The 19,496-nt window shown below is 69.2% G+C and carries 19 protein-coding genes; 9 read left to right on the plus strand and 10 right to left on the minus strand.

Annotation, left to right across the window (positions count from 1 at the left end):
* Positions 1 to 142: 142 nt before the first annotated feature.
* The gene (locus tag GGQ96_RS13340) at positions 143 to 2,635 is read left to right on the plus strand and encodes a PhoX family protein (RefSeq protein WP_343059052.1); all 2,493 of its coding nucleotides are present in this window, start codon (positions 143 to 145) and stop codon (positions 2,633 to 2,635) included.
* A 48-nt stretch (positions 2,636 to 2,683) separates the two neighbouring features.
* On the opposite strand, the gene GGQ96_RS13345 is transcribed toward GGQ96_RS13340, so the two are convergent.
* Entirely contained in the window at positions 2,684 to 3,526 is an 843-nt protein-coding gene (locus GGQ96_RS13345) for an oxidoreductase (protein ID WP_184115519.1), read from the minus strand.
* A 103-nt stretch (positions 3,527 to 3,629) separates the two neighbouring features.
* On the opposite strand from GGQ96_RS13345, the gene GGQ96_RS13350 reads away from it, so the two are divergent.
* The 3 genes from GGQ96_RS13350 (at position 3,630) to GGQ96_RS13360 (ending at position 6,631) form a co-directional block, all read left to right on the plus strand.
* Positions 3,630 to 5,279, plus strand: a complete 1,650-nt coding sequence (locus GGQ96_RS13350) for a thiamine pyrophosphate-binding protein (RefSeq protein ID WP_184115521.1) — start codon at positions 3,630 to 3,632, stop codon at positions 5,277 to 5,279.
* Positions 5,276 to 5,737 carry a YaiI/YqxD family protein gene (locus tag GGQ96_RS13355; RefSeq protein ID WP_184115523.1) on the plus strand — a complete coding sequence of 154 codons (462 nt, stop codon included), beginning with the start codon at positions 5,276 to 5,278 and terminating at the stop codon, positions 5,735 to 5,737. Before GGQ96_RS13350 ends, GGQ96_RS13355 begins: the two co-directional genes overlap by 4 nt.
* Before the next feature lie 114 nt (positions 5,738 to 5,851).
* A complete protein-coding gene (locus tag GGQ96_RS13360) occupies positions 5,852 to 6,631 on the plus strand; it encodes an SDR family oxidoreductase (protein WP_184115525.1) in 780 nt (259 codons plus the stop codon).
* A gap of 154 nt (positions 6,632 to 6,785) precedes the next feature.
* Here GGQ96_RS13360 and GGQ96_RS13365 read toward each other — a convergent pair whose 3' ends face one another.
* The 7 genes from GGQ96_RS13365 to GGQ96_RS13395 form a co-directional block, all read right to left on the minus strand.
* Positions 6,786 to 7,205 carry an Hpt domain-containing protein gene (locus tag GGQ96_RS13365; protein ID WP_246360553.1) on the minus strand — a complete coding sequence of 140 codons (420 nt, stop codon included), beginning with the start codon at positions 7,203 to 7,205 and terminating at the stop codon, positions 6,786 to 6,788.
* A gap of 74 nt (positions 7,206 to 7,279) precedes the next feature.
* Positions 7,280 to 8,659: a ribosome biogenesis GTPase Der gene (gene der, locus GGQ96_RS13370; protein ID WP_184115527.1), complete on the minus strand. Its 1,380-nt coding sequence runs from the start codon at positions 8,657 to 8,659 to the stop codon at positions 7,280 to 7,282.
* A gap of 91 nt (positions 8,660 to 8,750) precedes the next feature.
* Positions 8,751 to 10,076: a PQQ-binding-like beta-propeller repeat protein gene (locus GGQ96_RS13375; protein WP_184115528.1), complete on the minus strand. Its 1,326-nt coding sequence runs from the start codon at positions 10,074 to 10,076 to the stop codon at positions 8,751 to 8,753.
* Complete coding sequence (locus GGQ96_RS13380; protein WP_184115530.1) at positions 10,073 to 10,792, minus strand: tetratricopeptide repeat protein; 720 nt, start codon at positions 10,790 to 10,792, stop codon at positions 10,073 to 10,075. Before GGQ96_RS13380 ends, GGQ96_RS13375 begins: the two co-directional genes overlap by 4 nt.
* A 69-nt stretch (positions 10,793 to 10,861) precedes the next feature.
* Positions 10,862 to 11,722, minus strand: a complete 861-nt coding sequence (gene panB / locus GGQ96_RS13385; RefSeq protein ID WP_184115532.1) for a 3-methyl-2-oxobutanoate hydroxymethyltransferase — start codon at positions 11,720 to 11,722, stop codon at positions 10,862 to 10,864.
* A 3-nt stretch (positions 11,723 to 11,725) separates the two neighbouring features.
* On the minus strand, positions 11,726 to 12,076 hold the full coding sequence (locus tag GGQ96_RS13390; protein ID WP_184115801.1) for an ArsC family reductase: 351 nt from the start codon (positions 12,074 to 12,076) through the stop codon (positions 11,726 to 11,728).
* A 62-nt stretch (positions 12,077 to 12,138) separates the two neighbouring features.
* On the minus strand, positions 12,139 to 12,414 hold the full coding sequence (locus GGQ96_RS13395; RefSeq protein WP_184115534.1) for a hypothetical protein: 276 nt from the start codon (positions 12,412 to 12,414) through the stop codon (positions 12,139 to 12,141).
* 283 nt (positions 12,415 to 12,697) lie between these two features.
* On the opposite strand from GGQ96_RS13395, the gene GGQ96_RS13400 reads away from it, so the two are divergent.
* The 5 genes from GGQ96_RS13400 (at position 12,698) to GGQ96_RS13420 (ending at position 18,024) form a co-directional block, all read left to right on the plus strand.
* Complete coding sequence (locus tag GGQ96_RS13400; protein WP_221239961.1) at positions 12,698 to 13,162, plus strand: GNAT family N-acetyltransferase; 465 nt, start codon at positions 12,698 to 12,700, stop codon at positions 13,160 to 13,162.
* Between the two features lie 74 nt (positions 13,163 to 13,236).
* The gene (locus GGQ96_RS13405) at positions 13,237 to 15,285 is read left to right on the plus strand and encodes an NAD(+) synthase (RefSeq protein ID WP_184115538.1); all 2,049 of its coding nucleotides are present in this window, start codon (positions 13,237 to 13,239) and stop codon (positions 15,283 to 15,285) included.
* Between the two features lie 114 nt (positions 15,286 to 15,399).
* A complete protein-coding gene (locus GGQ96_RS13410) occupies positions 15,400 to 16,212 on the plus strand; it encodes a CDP-alcohol phosphatidyltransferase family protein (protein WP_343059053.1) in 813 nt (270 codons plus the stop codon).
* The gene (locus GGQ96_RS13415) at positions 16,212 to 17,303 is read left to right on the plus strand and encodes an inositol-3-phosphate synthase (protein ID WP_184115543.1); all 1,092 of its coding nucleotides are present in this window, start codon (positions 16,212 to 16,214) and stop codon (positions 17,301 to 17,303) included. Before GGQ96_RS13410 ends, GGQ96_RS13415 begins: the two co-directional genes overlap by 1 nt.
* A 13-nt stretch (positions 17,304 to 17,316) precedes the next feature.
* Complete coding sequence (locus GGQ96_RS13420; RefSeq protein ID WP_184115545.1) at positions 17,317 to 18,024, plus strand: phosphocholine cytidylyltransferase family protein; 708 nt, start codon at positions 17,317 to 17,319, stop codon at positions 18,022 to 18,024.
* A gap of 5 nt (positions 18,025 to 18,029) precedes the next feature.
* On the opposite strand, the gene GGQ96_RS13425 is transcribed toward GGQ96_RS13420, so the two are convergent.
* Together GGQ96_RS13425 and modB are read right to left on the minus strand one after the other, a co-directional pair.
* Entirely contained in the window at positions 18,030 to 18,806 is a 777-nt protein-coding gene (locus GGQ96_RS13425) for an ATP-binding cassette domain-containing protein (protein WP_184115555.1), read from the minus strand.
* Complete coding sequence (gene modB / locus GGQ96_RS13430; protein WP_184115557.1) at positions 18,806 to 19,495, minus strand: molybdate ABC transporter permease subunit; 690 nt, start codon at positions 19,493 to 19,495, stop codon at positions 18,806 to 18,808. The genes GGQ96_RS13425 and modB overlap by 1 nt, the downstream gene beginning before the upstream one ends.
* Position 19,496: the final 1 nt, after the last annotated feature.

Below are 19,496 nucleotides of genomic sequence, written 5' to 3' on the forward strand. Positions count from 1 at the left end.
GGCTCGAACCTGACGTGCCTGTCATCAACACGTCATCACAGTGACATGGATGAGACATTGCGCTGCAATCACAGCGACATGCTTTGCCCTCAATGACCTCCCCGCAGGCCGGGCGACACCGGCCGATCCCGGGGGACGTTTCGTGAAATCACCGTTCAGCACCATCGCCGGCTATGACGATGGCGATATCGACACCAACCGCAGCGCCAATCCGCACCTGGGCGACCTGATCGAGCAGCGCTACTCGCGCCGACAGGCGCTGATGGGCGGCCTGTCGGCGGCGGGCGCGGCCGTGTTCGGCGGCATGTTGCTGAGCGCGTGCGGCGATGACGCGGACACGCCGGTGGCGGTCAGCGCCGGCGATGCGACGACCGCGAGCGCCGGCCGCACCGTCGTGCTGACCGGCCAGTCCGAGCGCGGCGGTCGTTCGGCGGCATGGCGGCAGGTCAGTGGCCCCGCCGTGACGATGGCCGTGACCGGCGTCAACACCGCCACCTTCACCGCACCCGGCGTGGCAAGCGCGACGCCGCTGGTCTTCGCCTTCGGAGTGACCAGCGACTCGGGCGTGAAGAGCGAGGCGCAGACCACGGTCACCGTCACGCCAGCCGTGTTGGGTTTCACCGCCGTGCCCAAGGGGTTGGGCGATACGGTGGTGGTGCCGAGCGGCCATGACGTCACCGTCCTCTACCGGCTGGGCGATCCGCTCGCCGCGGGCGTGGCGGCCTATGCCAATGATGGGACCGACACCAATTTCGCCCAGCGCGCGGGCGATCATCACGACGGCATGAGCTATTTCGGCCTGGCATCGTCCGGCAGCAGCCCCGATCCCAGCAACAGTAGCCGCGGCGTACTGGTGCTCAACCACGAGAACATCACTGCCGCCTATCTCCATCCCAACGGCCCGACCAGCAGCAACGGCGTGCGTCCCGAGGCGGAAGCGATCAAGGAGATCGAGGCGCATGGCGTCTCGGTGGTCGAAGTGTCCCGGGCCAGCGGCGGCGCCTGGACCTATGTCCAGTCCTCGAGCCTCAACCGCCGCATCACGCCGAACACGCCGATGCGCTTCAGCGGTCCGGCGGCGGGCAGCGCGCTGCTCCGCACCGCCTATTCGCCGGACGGCACCAGCGGTCGCGGCACCATCAACAATTGCGCCAACGGCACCATGCCCTGGCACACCTATCTGACCAACGAGGAGAATTGGGCCGGCTATTTCCGCCGCAACGCCGGGGACGCCGCCGTGCGCACGACCGCCGGCCTGGCGAAGGAGAATGTTTCGCTCGCGCGCTACGGCATCTCGGAGGGGCGCACCGGCAATAATGGCTGGACCACCGTCACCCCCGCCACCGCCGGCAACACCGTTTTCTCGCGCTGGAACGCCACCGCCGACGCCACCCAGGCCGCGGACGGCAGCGGCGACTTCCGCCACGAACCCTTTCAGTTCGGCTGGGTGGTCGAGATCGACCCCTTCGATCCCAGCGCGACCCCGCGCAAGCGGACCGCGCTCGGCCGCATGAACCACGAGGGCTGCCAGGTCGGCCGCACCATCGCCGGGGTCCGCCCAGCCTTCTACATGGGCGACGATGCGCAGAACGAATATATCTACAAGTTCGTGTCGGCCACGCCCTGGTCGGCGGCGGACGCCAGTGCCAGCGACCGTCTTGCGGTCGGCGACAAATATCTGAACGCCGGCACGCTCCATGTCGCGCGTTTCAATGCCGACGGCACCGGCCAGTGGCTGCCCCTGGTGTTCGGGCAGAACGGCCTGACGAGCAGCAACGCCACCTATCCCTTCGCCGACCAGGCCGATGTGCTGGTCAACACCCGCCTCGCCGCCGACGTGCTGGGCGCGACCAAGATGGACCGGCCGGAATGGACCGCCGTCAACCCGGCGACCGGCGAGATGTATTGCACACTGACCAACAACAGCTCGCGCCGCCCGGTCGCCAGCGGGTCGCAGACCGGCGTCGATGCCGCCAATCCGCGCGCCTATGTCGATCCCAAGACGACCGGCGGATCGACCACCGGCAACGCCAACGGCCATGTCATCCGCCTGCGCGAGACCGGTGACACGTCGGAGGCGTCGACCTTCGCCTGGGACATCTATGCCTTTGGCGCAGGTTCGGACCTTGACGCGACCAACATCAACCTGTCCGGCCTGGACGCGACCAACGACTTCTCCTCGCCGGATGGGATGTGGTTCGGCCTGCCGAGCAACGTCTCGGGTCAGGGCACACCGCTGCTCTGGCTCCAGACCGATGACGGTGCCTTCACCGACCAGACCAACTGCATGATGCTGGCGGCGATCCCCGGCACGGTCGGCGATGGCGGCACCCGATCGGTGACCAGCACCGTCGGCGGCGGCAGCGCGACCGTCTCCACCCGCATCGGCAAGACGCCGGGTACGACGCTGCGCCGTTTCCTGGTCGGCCCGAAACAGTGCGAGATCACCGGCATCCACTCGACGCCGGACGGAACCGCGCTGTTCGTCAATATCCAGCATCCAGGCGAGGACGGCAACGCCCGCGCGATCAGCAGCAACTGGCCGGCCAGCCAGACCGGCGCCGCCAGCGGCAGCCGCCCGCGCTCCGCCACGATCGTCATCACCCGCAGCGATGGCGGCATCGTCGGCCTGTAGGGCTGAGGTCGGGAGGGCGGTGCATCCGCCCTCCCCTCGTTCCCGCGCTTAGTCCGGGAAGTCGGTCGCGACCGCGGCTTCGCGCCGCGCTTCGATCTCGTGCAGGCGGCGGCGCAGGCGATCGGTGACCTGGTCGATCCCCCAGGCGCCCAGCACCATGTGACGCGGCGGGTCGGCCTCGTCCGCCAGCGCGACGATTGCGGCGGCGGCCCGCTCCGGATCGCCCGCCTGGCGGCCGCTGACCGAACGCGTGCTTTCCAGCCGCTGCCCGGCGGTCGCCTGATAGGCCTCGATCCCGACCGGCGTCTGGCGCAGCGAGCGGCCCGCCCAGTCGGTGCGGAACGGCCCCGGCTCGATGCAGGTCACCCGGATGCCCAGCGGCGCGCCCTCGGCGGCGAGCGAATCGGACCAGCCCTCCACCGCGTGCTTGGACGCGGCGTAATAGCCCGAGCCCGGAAACCCGACCAAGCCGGCGACCGAGGTGATGTTGACGACATGCCCGCCCCCTTGCGCGCGCATCATCGGCAGCACGGAGCGGGTCAGCGCGAACAGGCCGAAGACATTGGCGTCGAACTGGGCGCGGATCTCCGCTTCCTCGCCCTCCTCGATGCTCGCCTGATAGCCATAGCCGGCATTGTTCACGAGGACGTCGATCCGTCCGAACCGTTCGCGCGCCGCCTCCACGGCGGCGGTGATCTGCGCGAGGTCGGTGACGTCGAGCGCCAGCGGCAGCAACCGGTCGGACGCGCCATCCAGATTCGCGACTCGCGCCACATCCTTGGCGGTCGCGACCACCCGCTGCCCCCGCGCCAGCACCGCCTGTGCCAGCGATCGGCCGAAACCGGTCGAGCAGCCGGTGATGAACCAAACGGCATCCTGCGCCAACGCCATGTTCTCTCTCCACTTTTTTTCGAAAGGACACGGCGCGAATGCGCCACGCCTGTCGCGGTTCCGGGCCGCTATCCGCCGCCGCCGCCGCGCGCTATGAGCGGGCATGACCAGCAGAACCGGCGGCCGCCTCCTCGTCGACCAGCTCCTCGCACAAGGCTGCGAGCGGATTTTCACCGTGCCGGGCGAGAGCTTCCTCGCCGTGCTCGACGCGCTCCACGACACGCCCGAGATCGACCTCGTCGTCTGCCGGCAGGAGGGGGGCGCGGCGTTCATGGCCTGCGCCGACGGCACGCTGGCCGGGCGGCCCGGCATCGCCTTCGTCACCCGTGGGCCGGGCGCGACCAACGCCTCGATCGGCGTCCATGTCGCGATGCAGGACTCGCAGCCGATGATCCTGTTCATCGGCGATGTCGACCGCGCGACCCGCGACCGCGAGGCATTCCAGGAGGTCGATTTCCAGGCGATGTTCGCCCCCTTGTGCAAATGGGCGGCGCGGATCGACGATGCGGCGCGCATCCCCGAATATGTCGCCCGCGCCTATGCCACCGCGATGAACGGCCGCCCCGGCCCCGTGGTACTGGCGCTGCCCGAGGACATGCTGCTCGACCAGGTCGAGGCACTCGACCGGCCATGGATCGAGCGCCCGGCCCAGGACGCCGTCATTCAGGACATACTGACCGTGGGCGACATGATCGCCGAGGCCGAACGGCCGCTCGCGATCATCGGCGGCGCGCACTGGGACCAGGAGACGGTGGCGCTCGTCGAGCGATGGGGAGAAGCGGCGGGCGTACCGCTGGTGGCGGCGTTCCGGCGGCAGGATGCCGTGTCCGCGACCTGTCCGGTCTATGCGGGCAATTTGGGCTACGGTCCGAACCCGAAGCTGCTGGACCGCGTGCGCAACGCCGATCTGCTGGTCGTGCTGGGCGCCCGGCTCGGAGAGGCGACCACCGATGGCTATCACCTCGTCACCCCGGACCATCCGGGCCAGACGCTGATCCACATCCATCCCGATCCCGAGGAACTGCACCGCGTCTATCGGACCGACCTCGCCTTGTGCTGTGACGTCCACTGCGCGATCGGCATGCTGGAAACGCAGGCCAGCGACGCCGCCAGGCCCCATCCTTCCGGACGGGAGGCTCATGCCGACTATCTGGCCTGGTCGGAGCCGGCACCGCGTGCAGGCGTGGCGCTCGACTTGGGCCTCTGTGTCGCAGCGATGCGCGAGCGACTTCCGGCCGATACGATCATCTGCAACGGCGCCGGCAATTATTCGGGATGGTGGCATCGCTACTGGCGATATGAGCCGGGATGCCAGCTTGCCCCGACCTGCGGCGCGATGGGCTATGGCCTTCCGGCGGCCGTCGCCGCTGCTCTGCGCCGCCCCGATTCCTTCGTCGTCGCGCTGGCGGGCGACGGCTGCTTCCTGATGAACGGGCAGGAGCTGGCGACCGCCGTGCAGACCGGCGCATCGATGCTGGTGATCGTCGTCGACAATGGCGCCTATGGCACGATCCGGATGCATCAGGAGCGCGAGTTCCCCGGCCGGATCAGCGCCACCCGCCTCGCCAATCCGGATTTCGCCGCGCTCGCCCGCGCTTACGGCGCCTGGGCGGAGACGGTGGAGACGACCGAGGCCTTCGCCCCTGCCCTCGCCCGCGCGCAGGCGGAGACGGGCGTCCGTCTGCTCCACCTCAAGACCCAGGTCGAGGTCATCACCCCGGCGGCGATGCTGAGCGACGTCGCGCGACGATGATCCGCATCCTGGTCGATGCCGATGCCTGCCCGGTGAAGGACGAGATCTACCGGGTGGCGCTGCGCCACGGCGCGGCCGTGGTCGTCGTCAGCAACAGCCGGCTGCGCATGCCCGACCATCCGCTGATCACCCGCCAGGTGGTGAACGACGGGTTCGACGCGGCGGACGACTGGATCGCCGAACAGGCGAACGCCGCCGCCATCGTCGTCACCGCCGACATTTTGCTGGCGGATCGGGCCTTGAAGGCGGGTGCGACGGTGATCGCCCCTAATGGCCGTCCCTTCACCACCGCCTCGATCGGCGGCGCGATTGCGACGCGGGCGATCATGGCCGATCTGCGCGCCGGCGGCGACGTGATCGGCGGACCCCCGCCGTTCCAGAAGAGCGACCGCTCGCGCTTCCTGTCCACGCTGGACGAAGCGCTGGTGCGGCTTGCCCGAACCATCCGCCGCGCCTAAACTTTCCCTCCGTTCGGGAGTCTTCGACATGAACCAGCATCGCCGCTGAGGCGGACCGAAGCACTATCGGCGGGCACGCACCGTGGGCTGGCCGTCATGGACAGGGCGAACATCATGCAAAGACTGACGGGCAAGACCTGCGTCATCACCGGCGCGGCGCGCGGAATCGGCCGCGCGATCGCCGAGCGCTTCCAGGCCGAGGGCGGCATCGTCATCCTGACCGACCAGGATGTGGAGGCGGGCACGGCCGCCGCCGATGCGATCGACGCCCGGTTCCTGCCCCTCGACGTCGGCGAGGAAGAGGACTGGCTGCGACTGGCAGACGCCGTGCCGGTGGCGGATGTGGTGGTGAACAATGCCGGCATCACCGGCTTCGAACAGGGCGTGGTGCCGCACGATCCCGAACATGCCAGCCTGGCCGACTGGCGCGCGGTGCACCGGGTCAATCTCGACGGGACATTTCTGGGCTGCCGCTATGCGATTTGCGCGATGAAGGCGACGGGAACCGGTTCGATCATCAACATATCGTCACGCTCCGGCATGGTCGGCATCCCCGGCGCGGCCGCCTATGCCGCGTCCAAGGCGGCGATCCGCAACCACAGCAAGACCGTGGCGCTCTACTGCGCGCAGCAGGGCTGGCGCATCCGCTGCAACTCGATCCACCCCGCCGCGATCCTGACGCCGATGTGGGAGCCGATGCTGGGCGATGGCCCCGGCCGCGCCGAGCGGATGGCCGCGCTGGTCGCCGATACGCCGCTCAGGCGGTTCGGCACGGCCGAGGAAGTCGCGGCGGTGGCGGCGATGCTCGCCGCGGACGAAGCCGCCTATGTGACGGGAACGGAAGTGACGATCGACGGCGGCCTGCTCGCCGGATCGGCCGCCACGCCGGGATAGCCCCGTCGCTTACACCTCTAGAGCGTGTAGCAGGATGCACCGGCGCGCATGGGATTGCCTAGGCACGTGTGACAGGGTGAAACTGCCTGCCATAGGACCGGACAGATTCGGGATCGCATGGACGGGGATGGCAGTCCTCGCCACGCGCCGCCCCTCAGGCGATCTTGCGCCCGAAACCGCCGCCGCCCAGCGGCCGCCGCGGGGCCGGGGGATTCGCCTCACGTTCGAGCAGCGCCAGCGTCTGCTCGAACAGCGGCCGCAATCGCGTGACGGCGGTCAGCGCCGCCTCGCACGTCTCCTGCGCCTCGACGCAGTCGCGGCCGATCACCTCGATCTCCTCGGCCAGCGTCGCCAGCGGCAGCGCGCCGAACTGGCGGGCCTCGCCCTTCAGCGTATGCGCTGGGATGACCAGCCCGGCCGCGTTCAGCCCACGCATCGCCAATTCGATCGCGGCGACCGATTTCACCCCATCCTCGCGGAAATAGCCCAGGATGCGGACGAAGCCGGTCCCCAGCTCCGCCCGCGTCGCGAAAAAAGCGGGCCAGTCGACCAGCGTGCTACCCTCGAACGACAATGTCTTGGCTCCACCGGCAAATCTTGCCGGGTCATAGCCCATCAAGGGTAAACAGCCTGTTGCCAAGCGACCCGTCAGTCGTCCTTGCGATCGAACGGGTTTTTCGGCGCGCGCAGCGTCAGCCGCACCGGCACCGCGCCGAAGCCCAGCTCGCGCCGCATCGAATTGACCAGATAGCGTTCGTAGCTGGCCGGCAACTGGTCGACCCGCGTGCCGAAGATGACGAAGCTCGGCGGGCGCGATTTGATCTGGGTGACGTAGCGCATCTTGATCCGCTTGCCGCCGGGTGCGGGGGGCGGATTGGCCTCGATCGCGCGTTCGAACCAGCGATTGAGTTCGCCGGTGCCGACACGTTTCGACCAGGCCTCGCGCACCTCGAACGCCGCGCCGACGAGCTGGTCGATGCCCTTGCCCGTCGCGGCCGAGACGGTGATGACCGTGACGCCCTTCACCTGGCTCAGCCCATCCTCCAGCGCCTTCTTCACGCCATTGAACAAGGACGAGGCGTTTTCGGCGATGTCCCATTTGTTGAGCGCGATGATCAGCGCGCGCCCCTCTTCCAGCACGCGGTCGGCGATGCGCAGGTCCTGCGCCTCAAGTCCCAGCGTCGCGTCGAGCAGCAGCACCACCACTTCGGCGAAATCGACGGCGTGGAGCGCGTCGGCGACCGACAATTTCTCCAGCTTGTCCTGCACCTTGGCGCGCTTGCGCATGCCCGCCGTGTCGATCAGCCGCACCGGGCGCGGCGCGCCCTTGGGATCGTGCCACATCCAGTCGACCGCGATCGAATCGCGCGTGATGCCGGCCTCCGGTCCGGTGATCAGCCGGTCCTCGCCCAGCATCCGGTTGATCAGCGTCGACTTGCCCGCATTCGGGCGGCCGACGATCGCCAGCTTGAGCGGCGCGTCGGGACGGTCGTCCCCTTCCTCTTCGGCCTCGCCCTCCGCCTCGGCGCGCTCCAGATGCGGCAGCAGCGCCTCGAACAGGTCACCCATGCCCTCGCCATGTTCGGCGGAGAGCTGGACCGGATCGCCGAAGCCGAGCGCCAGCGACTCGAGGATGCCCTGTTCGCCCTGCCGTCCTTCGGCCTTGTTGGCGGCGAGCACGACCGGCGTGGTCGAGGAGCGGAGCCAGCGTGCGATCTCCTCGTCCAGCGGCACGATGCCGGCGCGCGAGTCGAACAGGAACAGCGCCACATCGGCCTGTTTCAGCGCCGCCTCGGTTTGCAGGCGCATCCGGCCGGGCAGCGTCTGCGCGTCGTGATCCTCGTAGCCGGCAGTGTCGATGACGCGGAAATCGAGGCCGATCAGATGCGCGTCACCTTCGCGGCGGTCGCGGGTGACGCCGGGCCGGTCGTCGACCAGCGCGAGCTTCTTGCCGACCAGACGATTGAACAAGGTGGATTTGCCGACATTCGGCCGGCCGACGATCGCGACCACAGGGAGTTTGGGCATGGTCCGCCCTTAGCCGTTGTCGAGCGAGGCGTCACCCCGCTTGGCGACCGATCGGCCGGCGTTCGCGCGCCGCCCGATCGGTGAGCCGGGATCAGCGAAAGGCGGTCAGCCGCCCGCGCTCGTCGATCGTGTAGAGCGTCGACAGCGCGACGACCGGCGGCAGGGAGAACGGCGTCCTGGTCTCGATCGTCGAAACGATCTGGCCGTCGCCTACCCCGGCCGAGACGATCTGGCCGTCGCTGTTGGTCAGCACCAGCCGGCCGCCGGCCAGCACCGGCCCGAACCAGGTGATCGGGCCCTTGCGCTTCTTGACGTTCCGATAGCGGGGCAACTGCGCGATCCAGCGCGCCTTGCCGCTGGCCCGCGACAGGCAGGCGAGACGTGCGTCGTCGGTGACGACGAACAACCAGTCGCCCGCGATCCAGGGGGTCGAGATGCCCGCCAGATTTTGCTCCCACAGCCGCTGCCCGGTCGACAGATCGAGCGAGACCATGCGGCCGCCCTGCCCGACCGCGAAGACGCGGCCATTGTCGATCACCGGATCGGCGTCGATATCGGCCAGGCTGGACACCGACATGGTGACCGCGGTGCGCGACAGCGCATCCTGCCACAGCACGCGGCCATTCTCGTAGCGATAGGCGGACAGCTCGCCGGACGAATAGCCGGTCACCACCGTGCCCTGGCTGGCGGCGGGCGCGGCGACGCCGAACACGCCCTGCGTCTCCAGCGTGCCCGACTGCGCCCATTGCACCTTGCCGTCGGCCTGGGCGAGCGCGAACAGCTGATTGTCCTGGCTCAGCACATAGACATTGCCATTGGCGATGGTCGGCGACCCGCGCAGTGGACCGCCCGGCTTGGCGCGCCACAGCGGCGCGCCGTCCGCCGCCGTCATCGCCACCACGTCGCCCAGGCCGTCAGTGGCATAGAGCTTGCCGTCGTCGAAGCTGACGCCGCCGCCGAAGCGGGCGGCGCGCGACCGTTCGCCGTCGTTGATGCTCTTGGTCCACAGCACCGCGCCGGTCCGGGCGTCAAAGGCATGAACGGTGGCGTCCACGTCGATGATGAACAGCTTGCCGTCGGCGATCACCGGCGCCGCGGCCAGCCGCTCGCGATCCGATCCGCCATTGATCGTCGCCTGCCAGGCCCGGCCCGGCGCCTCGGCGAGGGCGAGCTGACCCATCGACTTGGCGGCGTTACCGCCCGGCTGCGCCCAGGCGTCATTGGCGAAGGGTGCGGGCAACGTCACCTGCACCTGCGCCATCGCCGGATCCGTCGCCACCTCGTTTTCCGAAGCGAGGATCGGCACGCGCTGGCCGACCGTCGGCGTCTTCTTCGGGCCACCGCCCTTGAAGACGCCGCAGGAACTGAGCGCGATGAGCGCGGCGACCATCACGGGCGCGCGGAAAGTCTTGTTCATGGCTGGACCTTGCGAACGGTGGCGGCGGCGGCGGAAGGCAACGCGGCCTCAACGCCCATGGCGCTGGCCATCTGAACCGCGCGTTGACGGAGCGAGGCGGGCACGCCCTCGTCCTCGGCGATGCGCGCGAAGAGCTGGCCGGCCTGCTGAGTCTGGCCCATGCGGATCTGCGCCACCGCCATCATCTCGCCGGCGCTGCCCAGCCAGGGATTGCCCGGCACCGCCAGCGGCCGCATCCGCTCGACCACCACCTGCGGTTGCAGGCTGTCGAACTCGATCGCGGTCTGACGCACCAGCGCCAGGTCGCGGAACGGCTTGGCGATCGAGTCGTCCCTGGCCACCTCGGCGAACTTGGCCGCCGCGCCCTTGGGGTCGTTCTTCTGGAGCAGCAGGTCGGCCTGGGTGTATTTGGCCAGCGCCTGGTAGGACGGGCCGCCCTCCGCCGCGAGCTGCTTCAACGGCGCTTCCGCCTTGGCATAGTCGCCGGCCGCGACCGAATCATAGGCGGCCTGCAATTCCTCGCCCTGAACACCCGCCGCCTCTTCCTGGCGGTTCTGCCAGAACAGATAGGCGGCGAACAGCGCGAGGCCGACGACGATGGCGGCGATCAGCAGCTTGCCCCAGCGCGTCCAGAAGGCGGTGAGCTGGTCGCGGCGGACCTCGTCGTCCACCTCGCGCATGAAGACTTCAGCATTGGCGTCGGGCGGCAAGGCCAAGGAGCGGCTCCGGATTACGGGGAAACGATCAGCGCCCATAGCCGCGCCGCGACCGAAACGGAAGCCGCGTCACGCCTTGGGCGCATAGACCTGCTCCGCGCCCGGGAAGGCGCGCGTACGGACTTCGGCGGCATAGGCCTCGGCCGCCGCGCCGATCCGGCCGGCCATGTCGTCATAGCGCTTCACGAAACGGGCGGTGCGCTCGAACAGGCCGAGCATGTCCTCCGCCACTAGCACCTGGCCGTCGCACTCGGCCGACGCGCCGATGCCGATCGTCGGGCAGGCGATGGTCCGCGTGATCTCGATCGCGATTGGCTCGACCACGCCCTCGATGACCACGGAAAAGGCGCCCGCCGCCGCCACCGCCTGCGCATCGCCGACGATCTTGGCGGCCTCCTCCGCGCTGCGCCCGCGCGCGCCATAGCCGCCGAGCAGGTTCACCGCCTGGGGCGTCAGGCCGACATGGCCCATCACCGGAATGCCGCGCTCGGTCAGGAAGCGGACGGTCGGGGCCATCGCCGCGCCGCCCTCCAGCTTGACGGCCGCCGCACCGCTATCCTTCATCAGCCGTGCAGCGCTCAGAAACGCCTGTTCGGGGCTGGCCTCGTAGCTGCCGAACGGCATGTCGACCACGACCAGCGACTGATAGCTGCCGCGCACCACCGCAGCGGCATGGGCGGCCATCATCTCCAGCGTCACCGGCACGGTCGAGGGCAGGCCGTAGATCACCTGGCCCAGGCTGTCGCCGACCAGCAGCATGTCGCAATGCGGATCGAGCAGTTGCGCGGTGCGGACGGTATAGGCGGTCAGCATCACCAGCGGCTCGCCGCCTTTTCGCGCGCGGATCGCCGGCACGGTCAGCCGCTTGCGAGGTGCTGGCGTGGGATTGGCGCGGCTGGTGGCGCTGTCGATGGTGAAGGTGGTGGACATGGCTTACCTCCCGAAAACCGCCGCATAGCGATCGGGCGCAAAACCCGCCAGCAAGCTGTCGCCGGCCTCCAGCATCGGCCGCTTGATCATCGAGGGCTGGGCGAGCATCAGCGCCACGGCCTTGTCGGCGTCGAGGTCGGCCCGCTCCGCCTCGGGCAGCTTGCGGAAGGTGGTGCCGGCGCGGTTCAGCACGACTTCCCAGCCCAGCCGCTCGATCCAGCGGCGCAGGTCGGCTTCGGCGACACCGGCCTTCTTATAGTCGTGGAAGCGATAGGCGACGCCGGCCTGGTCAAGCCAGGCGCGCGCCTTCTTCATCGTGTCGCAATTGGGGATGCCGTAGAGGGTGACGTCCATCGCGCGCCTTTCATGCGGTTCGGTGGCGCTATGCGCCGCAGCGCGCGAGGTGGGCAAGCGGGTCAGCATGCGACGGGAACCGATACCATGACAACAGCGGCAACGGAGCGGCCATCACCGCCGATGCCCAGACCCTGCCCGGAAGCGGCGTCTTCCAAGGTATCGTCACGAGCGATGCGCGTCTGCGCGCCGGATCTTCCCTGGAAGTGAAGGGCATAATCGGCGGCGACCTGATCGTCGAGGACGGCGCAGAGGTGGTGGTCAGCGGCATGGTTGACGGGCGCGTCCGTTTCGCTGATGCCAAGGTCTAGACCACCAGAATCGTCGGCGGCTAGCATACCGGCTCCATAACGACGCCCGTCCGTCGCGCGCAGTGCGCAAACCTGTCACCTCGGGAAACCCTGCATGGTCGCCAACGATCAGATCGAACCGGTCGCCGCAAGTCACGGCCGCAGACCCGGCGTCGACGCTCCATTGCTGCACGCCTGGCTCTCTGGCCGCTCGATCGCACGTGGCGTTCCGCCACCGGTGCCGGACCATGGCGGCTTCCGTGTAGATACGAACAGCCCGACCGAACGGAGCCGCTGGGTCTTCCCCTAGATCATGCCGGAAATCGCTCAATTGGCTCGGACGATCCACGCACCCCGGCTGTTCGTGAAGCTGTGCGGGACCGATGCCGATCTGCGATCGCAACTGCCCGGTGGATGGCATCTGCACGCGCCGGCCTTCTTCATGCAGTCCGGCGGCGCACCAGTCGCTGACAGGACGCCACCAGGCTATCGGGTCGAATGCGAGTCGGCGGGCGCGCAATTCAAGGTGCGCGTTCTCACGATGGACGACGGGCTGGCGGCGAGCGGCTATGGCGGGGAGACAGACGACGCCTTCGTCTATGACCGCATCGTCACCGCGCCCGATCATCGTCGCCGGGGACTCGGCCGGATTGTGATGGCCACGCTCCAGTCCATGCGGCGCAACGCCGGCGCGGCCGAATTGCTGGTCGCGACACCGGAAGGACGAGCGCTTTACGAGCGGCTCGGCTGGCGGGTGCTGTCACCCTATGCGACGGCCTCACGCGCGCCGGCCTGATCGGCCGGCGCACCCGCCAGCCGATTTACGCGGATCAGTATCCATCCCCGTCGTCACGCGGTATCGCGAGCGGCATGACCCAGCATCCCTTCTTCGCGCTGCACCGTCACCGCATGATCCGCGTCGCCGCCGCGACGCCGCGTGCGACCGTCGGCGACACGGTCGCCAATGCCGAGGCGGCGATCGCCATGGCCGTCCGGGCCCATGAGGAGGGCTGCGACCTGGTCGTCTATCCGGAGCTGAACCTCACCAGCTACGCGATCGACGATCTCCACCTGCAAAGCGCGCAGCAACAGGCGACGCTCGCCGCCATCGCCGCCGTCCGCGACGCCAGCCGCACGCTGAAGCCGCTGCTGCTACTGGGTGCGGCGATCGAGCGGAACGGGCGGCTCTATAACTGCGCCGTCGTGGTGCATCGCGGCCGGGTGCTGGGCGTGGTGCCCAAGAGCTTCTTCCCCAATTATCGCGAATATTACGAGAAGCGGTGGTTCGCCTCCCCCCTCGGCCTTTCGGGGCAGATGATGACGATCGGCGAGGAGGAAGTGCCGTTCGGCGCCGATCTGATCTTCACCGCGAGCGACCTGCCCTTCTTCACCGTCCATGCCGAGATCTGCGAGGATTATTGGGCGCCCGCCCCGCCCTCCACGGCGGGCGCGCTGGCGGGGGCGCTGATCTGCTGCAACCTGTCCGCCTCCAATATCGTCATCGGCAAGGCGCGCGAGCGCGGGATGCTCGCCGCCGCGCAGAGCGCGCGCGCGGTCTGCGCCTATGTCTATTCCGCCGCGGGGCCGGGCGAGAGCACCACCGACCTCGCCTGGGACGGCCAGGGGTTGGTCTATGAACTGGGCGAGCTGATCGCCGGGTCGGAGCGCTTCGCCACCGAGCCGCAGTTGCTGGTCGCGGATGTCGATTGCGAGCGTCTGATCCAGGAGCGGCTGCGCTTCGGCACGTTCAACGACGCCGCCGCCGCGCTCGACCATCCCGAGCAGCGCTTCCGCCGCATCGGCTTCACGCACGGCGAGGATGTGCGCGACCTGGGCTTGCGTCGCGATATCCGCCGCTTCCCCTTCGTCCCCAACGACCCGGCGCGGCGCGACGAAGATTGCTACGAGGCGTTCAACATCCAGGTCGAGGCGCTGGCGAAGCGCCTGGCGGCCGCCCATGCCGAGACGCTGGTGATCGGTGTGTCGGGCGGGCTCGACTCGACTCATGCGCTGATCGTCGCCGCCAAGGCGATGGACCGGATCGGTCGGCCGCGCTCGGCGATCCTGGGCTTCACCATGCCCGGATTCGCCACCGGCGAAGGCAGCAAGGCGCATGCCTGGGATCTGATGCGCGCGCTCGGCATCACCGCCGACGAGATCGACATCCGCCCCGCCGCGCGCCAGATGCTCGCCGATATGGGCCATCCTTTCGCCGAAGGGCAGCCGGTCTATGATGTGACGTTCGAAAATGTTCAGGCGGGCCTGCGCACCGACTATCTCTTCCGCCTCGCCAACCAGCGCGGCGGGCTGGTGCTGGGCACCGGCGACCTCAGCGAATTGGCGCTGGGCTGGTGCACCTATGGCGTCGGCGACCAGATGAGTCATTATGCCGTCAACGCCGGCGTGCCGAAGACGCTGATCCAGTTCCTGATCCGCTGGTGCATCCGCACGAACCAATATGACGCCGAGACCGACCGCGTGCTCGCCGGCATCCTGGCGCAGGAGATCTCGCCCGAGCTGGTGCCGGCGGGCGCGGACGGTGCGATGCAGTCGACCGAGGAGCGCGTCGGCCCATACGCACTCAACGACTTCTTCGCGCATTACGTGCTGCGCCACGGCTTGGCGCCGTCGAAGATCGCGTTCCTCGCCTGGCATGCCTGGCGCGACGTGGAGGCGGGCCGCTGGCCGGAGGACTTCCTAGCCGATGCGCGCATCGCCTATGACCTGCCGACCATCCGGCTGTGGCTGAAGCGCTTCCTTCACCGCTTCTTTCAGACCAGCCAGTTCAAGCGTTCCGCGCTGCCCAACGGCCCCAAGGTGTCGGCGGGCGGCGCGGTGAGTCCGCGCGGCGACTGGCGCGCGCCGTCCGATGGCACCGCCCGTATCTGGCTGGACGAGCTGGAAAACAACGTACCGTGACGTTTCTGCCATCTTGCCAACCGCGCGGACGGGGAGCAATGTGACTCCCCTATGACAGTCCCTCCACCGGATGGATCGCGCGATCGCCGGATCGAGGATCCATCCAATCTCTTTGTGATTCATCCGCTTGGCCGGCGGCTGCTGCCTCATGCGCTGCGCATGGGCGTGTCCGCCAACGCCGTGTCGGTGACGGGATTGTCACTCGGGCTCGGCGCGGCGATCGCCTATTCGCGGTACGAATCCCCGACGCTGGCAATGCTCGGATTGCTGTTGTCGGTAATGTGGCTGGTCGCAGACGGGCTGGACGGGATGGTCGCCCGCGCGACCGGCACGTCGAGCGCGCTCGGCCGGCTGCTCGATGGGGTGTGCGACCATGGCGTCTTCATCCTCATCTATGTCGCGCTGGCGCTGCGCGTCGGCACGGCCGGCGGCTGGGCGCTGGCGATCGCGGCGGGCGCGGCGCACGCGGTGCAGTCCAGCCTCTACGAGGGCGAGCGCACCCGCTTCCACCGCCGGGTCAAGGGCATCGCGGAGGGCGAAACCGCGCCCGGCGGCGGCTGGCTGGTGCGGCAGTACGACCGGCTCGCCGGCCTGCCCGGCCGCCTTGCCCGTCCGTTCGAGCGCAAGCTCGCCTCCAGCGCCGATCCGAGCGCGCTGGCGCAGGTGTACGGCGCGCGCGCGACCGCGCCGATGAAGCTCCTGTCGCTGGAGACCGCCAATGTCCGCGTGGCGGCGATCTTCCTCGCCTGCCTTGTCGGCGATCCCCGGCTTTTCTGGTGGTTCGAAATTGGACCGCTCACGCTCGTCGTCCTCGCCGGTCTTGTCTGGCATCGCCGGGTCGAGCGCGGGCTGCTGCAATTTTCCACACATAATCCAACGTCGCCGGCAGAACCGGCGCGTTTCTTCGTCAAGGAACAAGGTCAGTAATGGGTAGCATCCGTATCGCCATCATCGGCATCGGCAATTGCGCAAGCTCGCTGGTGCAGGGTCTGGAGCATTACCGCGAGGGCGCGAACGACCTGGTCGGGCTGATGCACTGGGAGATGGGCGGCTATCGTCCCTCCGACATCAAGGTGGTCGCGGCCTGGGACGTGGACAGCCGCAAGGTCGGCAAGGACGTGGCCGAGGCGATCTTCGCCAAGCCGAACTGCACCGCCGTGTTCGCCGCTAACATCCCCGCCACCGGCACGGTCGTGAAGATGGGCGCGGTGCTGGACGGCGTGGCCGACCATATGGGCGATTACAAGGATGACCGCACCTTCGTGGTCGCCAACGACACCCAGCCGAGCAAGGCCGATGTGGTCGCCGAGCTGAAGGCGTCGGGCGCCGAGGTGCTGATGAACTATCTGCCCGTCGGCAGCCAGCAGGCGACCGAATTCTATGCCGAATGCGCGCTGGAGGCGGGCGTTGCCTTCGTCAACAACATCCCGGTCTTCATCGCCTCCAACCCCGAATGGGCGGCGAAGTTCGAGACGGCGGGCGTCCCGATCATCGGCGACGACATCAAGGCGCAGCTCGGCGCGACGATCGTCCACCGCGTGCTGACCGACCTGTTCGCCAAGCGCGGCGTCAAGCTGGACCGCACCTACCAGCTCAACACCGGCGGCAATACCGACTTCCTCAACATGTCGAACCATCGCCGGCTCGAGTCGAAGAAGATTTCCAAGACCGAGGCGGTGCAGTCGGTCGCGGCGGAGCGGCTGGAGGAGGACAATGTTCATATCGGCCCGTCCGACTATGTGCCGTGGCAGAACGACAACAAGGTGTGCTTCCTGCGCATGGAGGGCCAGCTGTTCGGCGGTGTGCCGATGAACCTGGAGCTGCGCCTGTCGGTCGAGGATTCGCCCAATTCGGCGGGCGTCGCGATCGACATGATCCGATGCGCCAAGATCGCGAAGGATCGCGGCCTGAAGGGCGTGATCGATCCGGCCAGCGCCTATTTCTGCAAGCATCCGCGCACCCAGATGACGGACGACATCGCCCAGGTCGAGGTCGAGAAGTTCATCGCCGCCGCCTGAAGGCCTAAAACGCATGATCGACACCGCCGTCCTGCTCGCCGCCGGCCATGGCAGCCGGTTGCGCGCGCAGGCGCCCTATAAGCCGCTCTGCCCGGTGGCGGGGCGGCCGTTGATCGACCATGCCCTGGCCGGGCTAGCGCGGGCGGGACTGTCGCGCGCGATCGTCGTGCTGGGCTACGGCGCGGCGGCGATCGAGGAGCATCTGGCGGCGCGCCACTGGCCGCTGGCGGTCGAGACGGTGCTGACCCGCGACCATCACCAGCCGAACGGCGTGTCGGTGCTCGCCGCCGCGCCGCGCTTGGCGGGCCGTCCGGCCGTGCTGGCGATGTGCGACCATCTGGTCACGCCCGCTTTGTACGCCCGGATGGCGGCGGTGGACGTCGGCGACGGCGCGACGCTAGGCATCGACCGGCGGATCGGTCATCCCTGGGTCGATCCGGACGACGTCACCTGGGTCCGCACGCAGGGCGGCCGCATCGTCGCGATCGGCAAGGGGCTGGCGCCGGCGGATTCCTATGACACCGGCGTCTTTGCGATCGGACCCGGCCTGTTCGCCGCGCTCGCCGACCTCGACGCACCGTCGCTGACCGAGGGCATGCGGCGGCTCGCCGAGACGGGTCGCGCCGGGGTGGTCGATTGCAGCGACCTCGACTGGATCGACGTCGACGACGCCGCCGCCCTCGCCAAGGCGGAAGCCTGGCAACTCGCCCTTGCGGCGTAGCGGCGCTACTTCTCCAGCCGCAACGCCGTGCCGACCGGCGCATCCAACCCGGGCACCGCGATGCGCTGCCCCGCGATCAGCACGACGCCCGGCGCCACCACCTCGCCCAGCCGCGTCGGCGCCGGCAGCAGGTCGGCGGGCGTCCCCTGCGCCGTCACCTGCCCCGCATCGAGCAACACGCAATGATCGCCCAGGGTGCGCGCTTCCTCGACGCTGTGCGTGACGTAGAGCATCGGCAGCGCGAAACGCCGCTTCAGCGCCAGGACGAAGGTCATCACCTCCCCGCGCCGCGCCGCGTCGAGCGCCGACAGGGGCTCGTCGAGCAGCAGCAGGTCCGGCTGGCTCAGCATCGCGCGGCCGAGCGCCACGCGCTGCCGTTCGCCGCCGGACAGGTCGCGTGGCGCACGGTCGAGCAACGACCGGATCGCCAGCACGTCGACCACCGCCTCCGCCGCGATCCGGTCACGCCCCCCCGCCCGTCGCTGACCGTACGTCAGGTTGCGCGCCACACTCATGTGCGGGAACAGCCGCGCATCCTGGTGGACGATGCCGATCCGCCGCCGCTCCGGCGGCACGCACCGGCCGGTGGCGGTATCCGTCAGCACCCGGTCGCCAATCGCGACCAGCGCCCGCTCGGCCTGCGCCAGCCCCGCGACCACCGCCAGCGTCGCCGACTTGCCGGCGCCTGACGGACCGAACAGGATCGTCGCGCCATCCTCCGGCCCGGCGAAGGCGACCGACAGGCGGAAATCGCCCAGCCGCCGCTCGGCCAGCACGCGCATCACCGCCCGGCCCGCCGCCGGCCATGGCGCAGCAGCACTTCGGACAGCAGCAATCCGGCCAGCGCCGCCGCGAAGGACAAGAGCGAAAGGCGCAAGGCCGCCCCTTCCTCGCCCGGCACCTGCAAGGCCGAGTAGATGGCGAGCGGCAGAGTCTGCGTCTCGCCGGGGATATTGGCGGCGAAGGTGATGACCGCGCCGAACTCGCCCAGCGCCGCCGCGAAGCCGATCACCCCGCCTGCGACCAGTCCGGGCAGCGCCAGCGGCAGGACGATGGTGACGGCGCGGTCCCATGGCCCCGCGCCCAGGCTGCGCGCCGCCTCCTCCAGCCGCGGGTCGACCGCCTCGATCGCCTGTCGCACCGCGCGCAGCATCAGCGGAAAGGCGGACACGCCCGCCGCCAGCGCCGCACCCGCCGGCGTGAAGGCCAGCCGCACGCCCCAATGCGCGTCCAGCCACTGCCCGATCGGGCCCTGCGCGCCGAACAGCATGAGCAGCACGAAGCCGATCACCACCGGCGGCAGGATCAACGGCGCGTGAAGCAGCGCGTCGAGCAACACACGCCCCGGAAAGCGATGCCGCGCCAGCAGCCAGGCGAAGCCGGTCGCGGCGATCATCCCCCAGAAGGTCGCCCATCCCGCGATGCGCAGGCTGAGCAGCAGCGCCTGCCCCTCCTCGGGCGTCAGCAGCATC

Origin of the sequence: Sphingomonas abaci, from assembly GCF_014199625.1 — a bacterium.
Taxonomy (GTDB): Bacteria; Pseudomonadota; Alphaproteobacteria; order Sphingomonadales; family Sphingomonadaceae; genus Sphingomonas; species Sphingomonas abaci.

Coding starts and splice junctions, on each gene's coding strand:
- GGQ96_RS13345 (WP_184115519.1), bottom strand. CDS start 3,526: ATGGCGTTGGCGCAGGATGCCGTTTGGTTCATCACCGGCTGCTCGACC.
- GGQ96_RS13350 (WP_184115521.1), top strand. CDS start 3,630: ATGACCAGCAGAACCGGCGGCCGCCTCCTCGTCGACCAGCTCCTCGCA.
- GGQ96_RS13355 (WP_184115523.1), top strand. CDS start 5,276: ATGATCCGCATCCTGGTCGATGCCGATGCCTGCCCGGTGAAGGACGAG.
- GGQ96_RS13360 (WP_184115525.1), top strand. CDS start 5,852: ATGCAAAGACTGACGGGCAAGACCTGCGTCATCACCGGCGCGGCGCGC.
- der (WP_184115527.1), bottom strand. CDS start 8,659: ATGCCCAAACTCCCTGTGGTCGCGATCGTCGGCCGGCCGAATGTCGGC.
- GGQ96_RS13375 (WP_184115528.1), bottom strand. CDS start 10,076: ATGAACAAGACTTTCCGCGCGCCCGTGATGGTCGCCGCGCTCATCGCG.
- panB (WP_184115532.1), bottom strand. CDS start 11,722: ATGTCCACCACCTTCACCATCGACAGCGCCACCAGCCGCGCCAATCCC.
- GGQ96_RS13390 (WP_184115801.1), bottom strand. CDS start 12,076: ATGGACGTCACCCTCTACGGCATCCCCAATTGCGACACGATGAAGAAG.
- GGQ96_RS13395 (WP_184115534.1), bottom strand. CDS start 12,414: ATGCTAGCCGCCGACGATTCTGGTGGTCTAGACCTTGGCATCAGCGAA.
- GGQ96_RS13405 (WP_184115538.1), top strand. CDS start 13,237: ATGACCCAGCATCCCTTCTTCGCGCTGCACCGTCACCGCATGATCCGC.
- GGQ96_RS13415 (WP_184115543.1), top strand. CDS start 16,212: ATGGGTAGCATCCGTATCGCCATCATCGGCATCGGCAATTGCGCAAGC.
- GGQ96_RS13420 (WP_184115545.1), top strand. CDS start 17,317: ATGATCGACACCGCCGTCCTGCTCGCCGCCGGCCATGGCAGCCGGTTG.
- GGQ96_RS13425 (WP_184115555.1), bottom strand. CDS start 18,806: ATGCGCGTGCTGGCCGAGCGGCGGCTGGGCGATTTCCGCCTGTCGGTC.
- modB (WP_184115557.1), bottom strand. CDS start 19,495: ATGCTGCTGACGCCCGAGGAGGGGCAGGCGCTGCTGCTCAGCCTGCGC.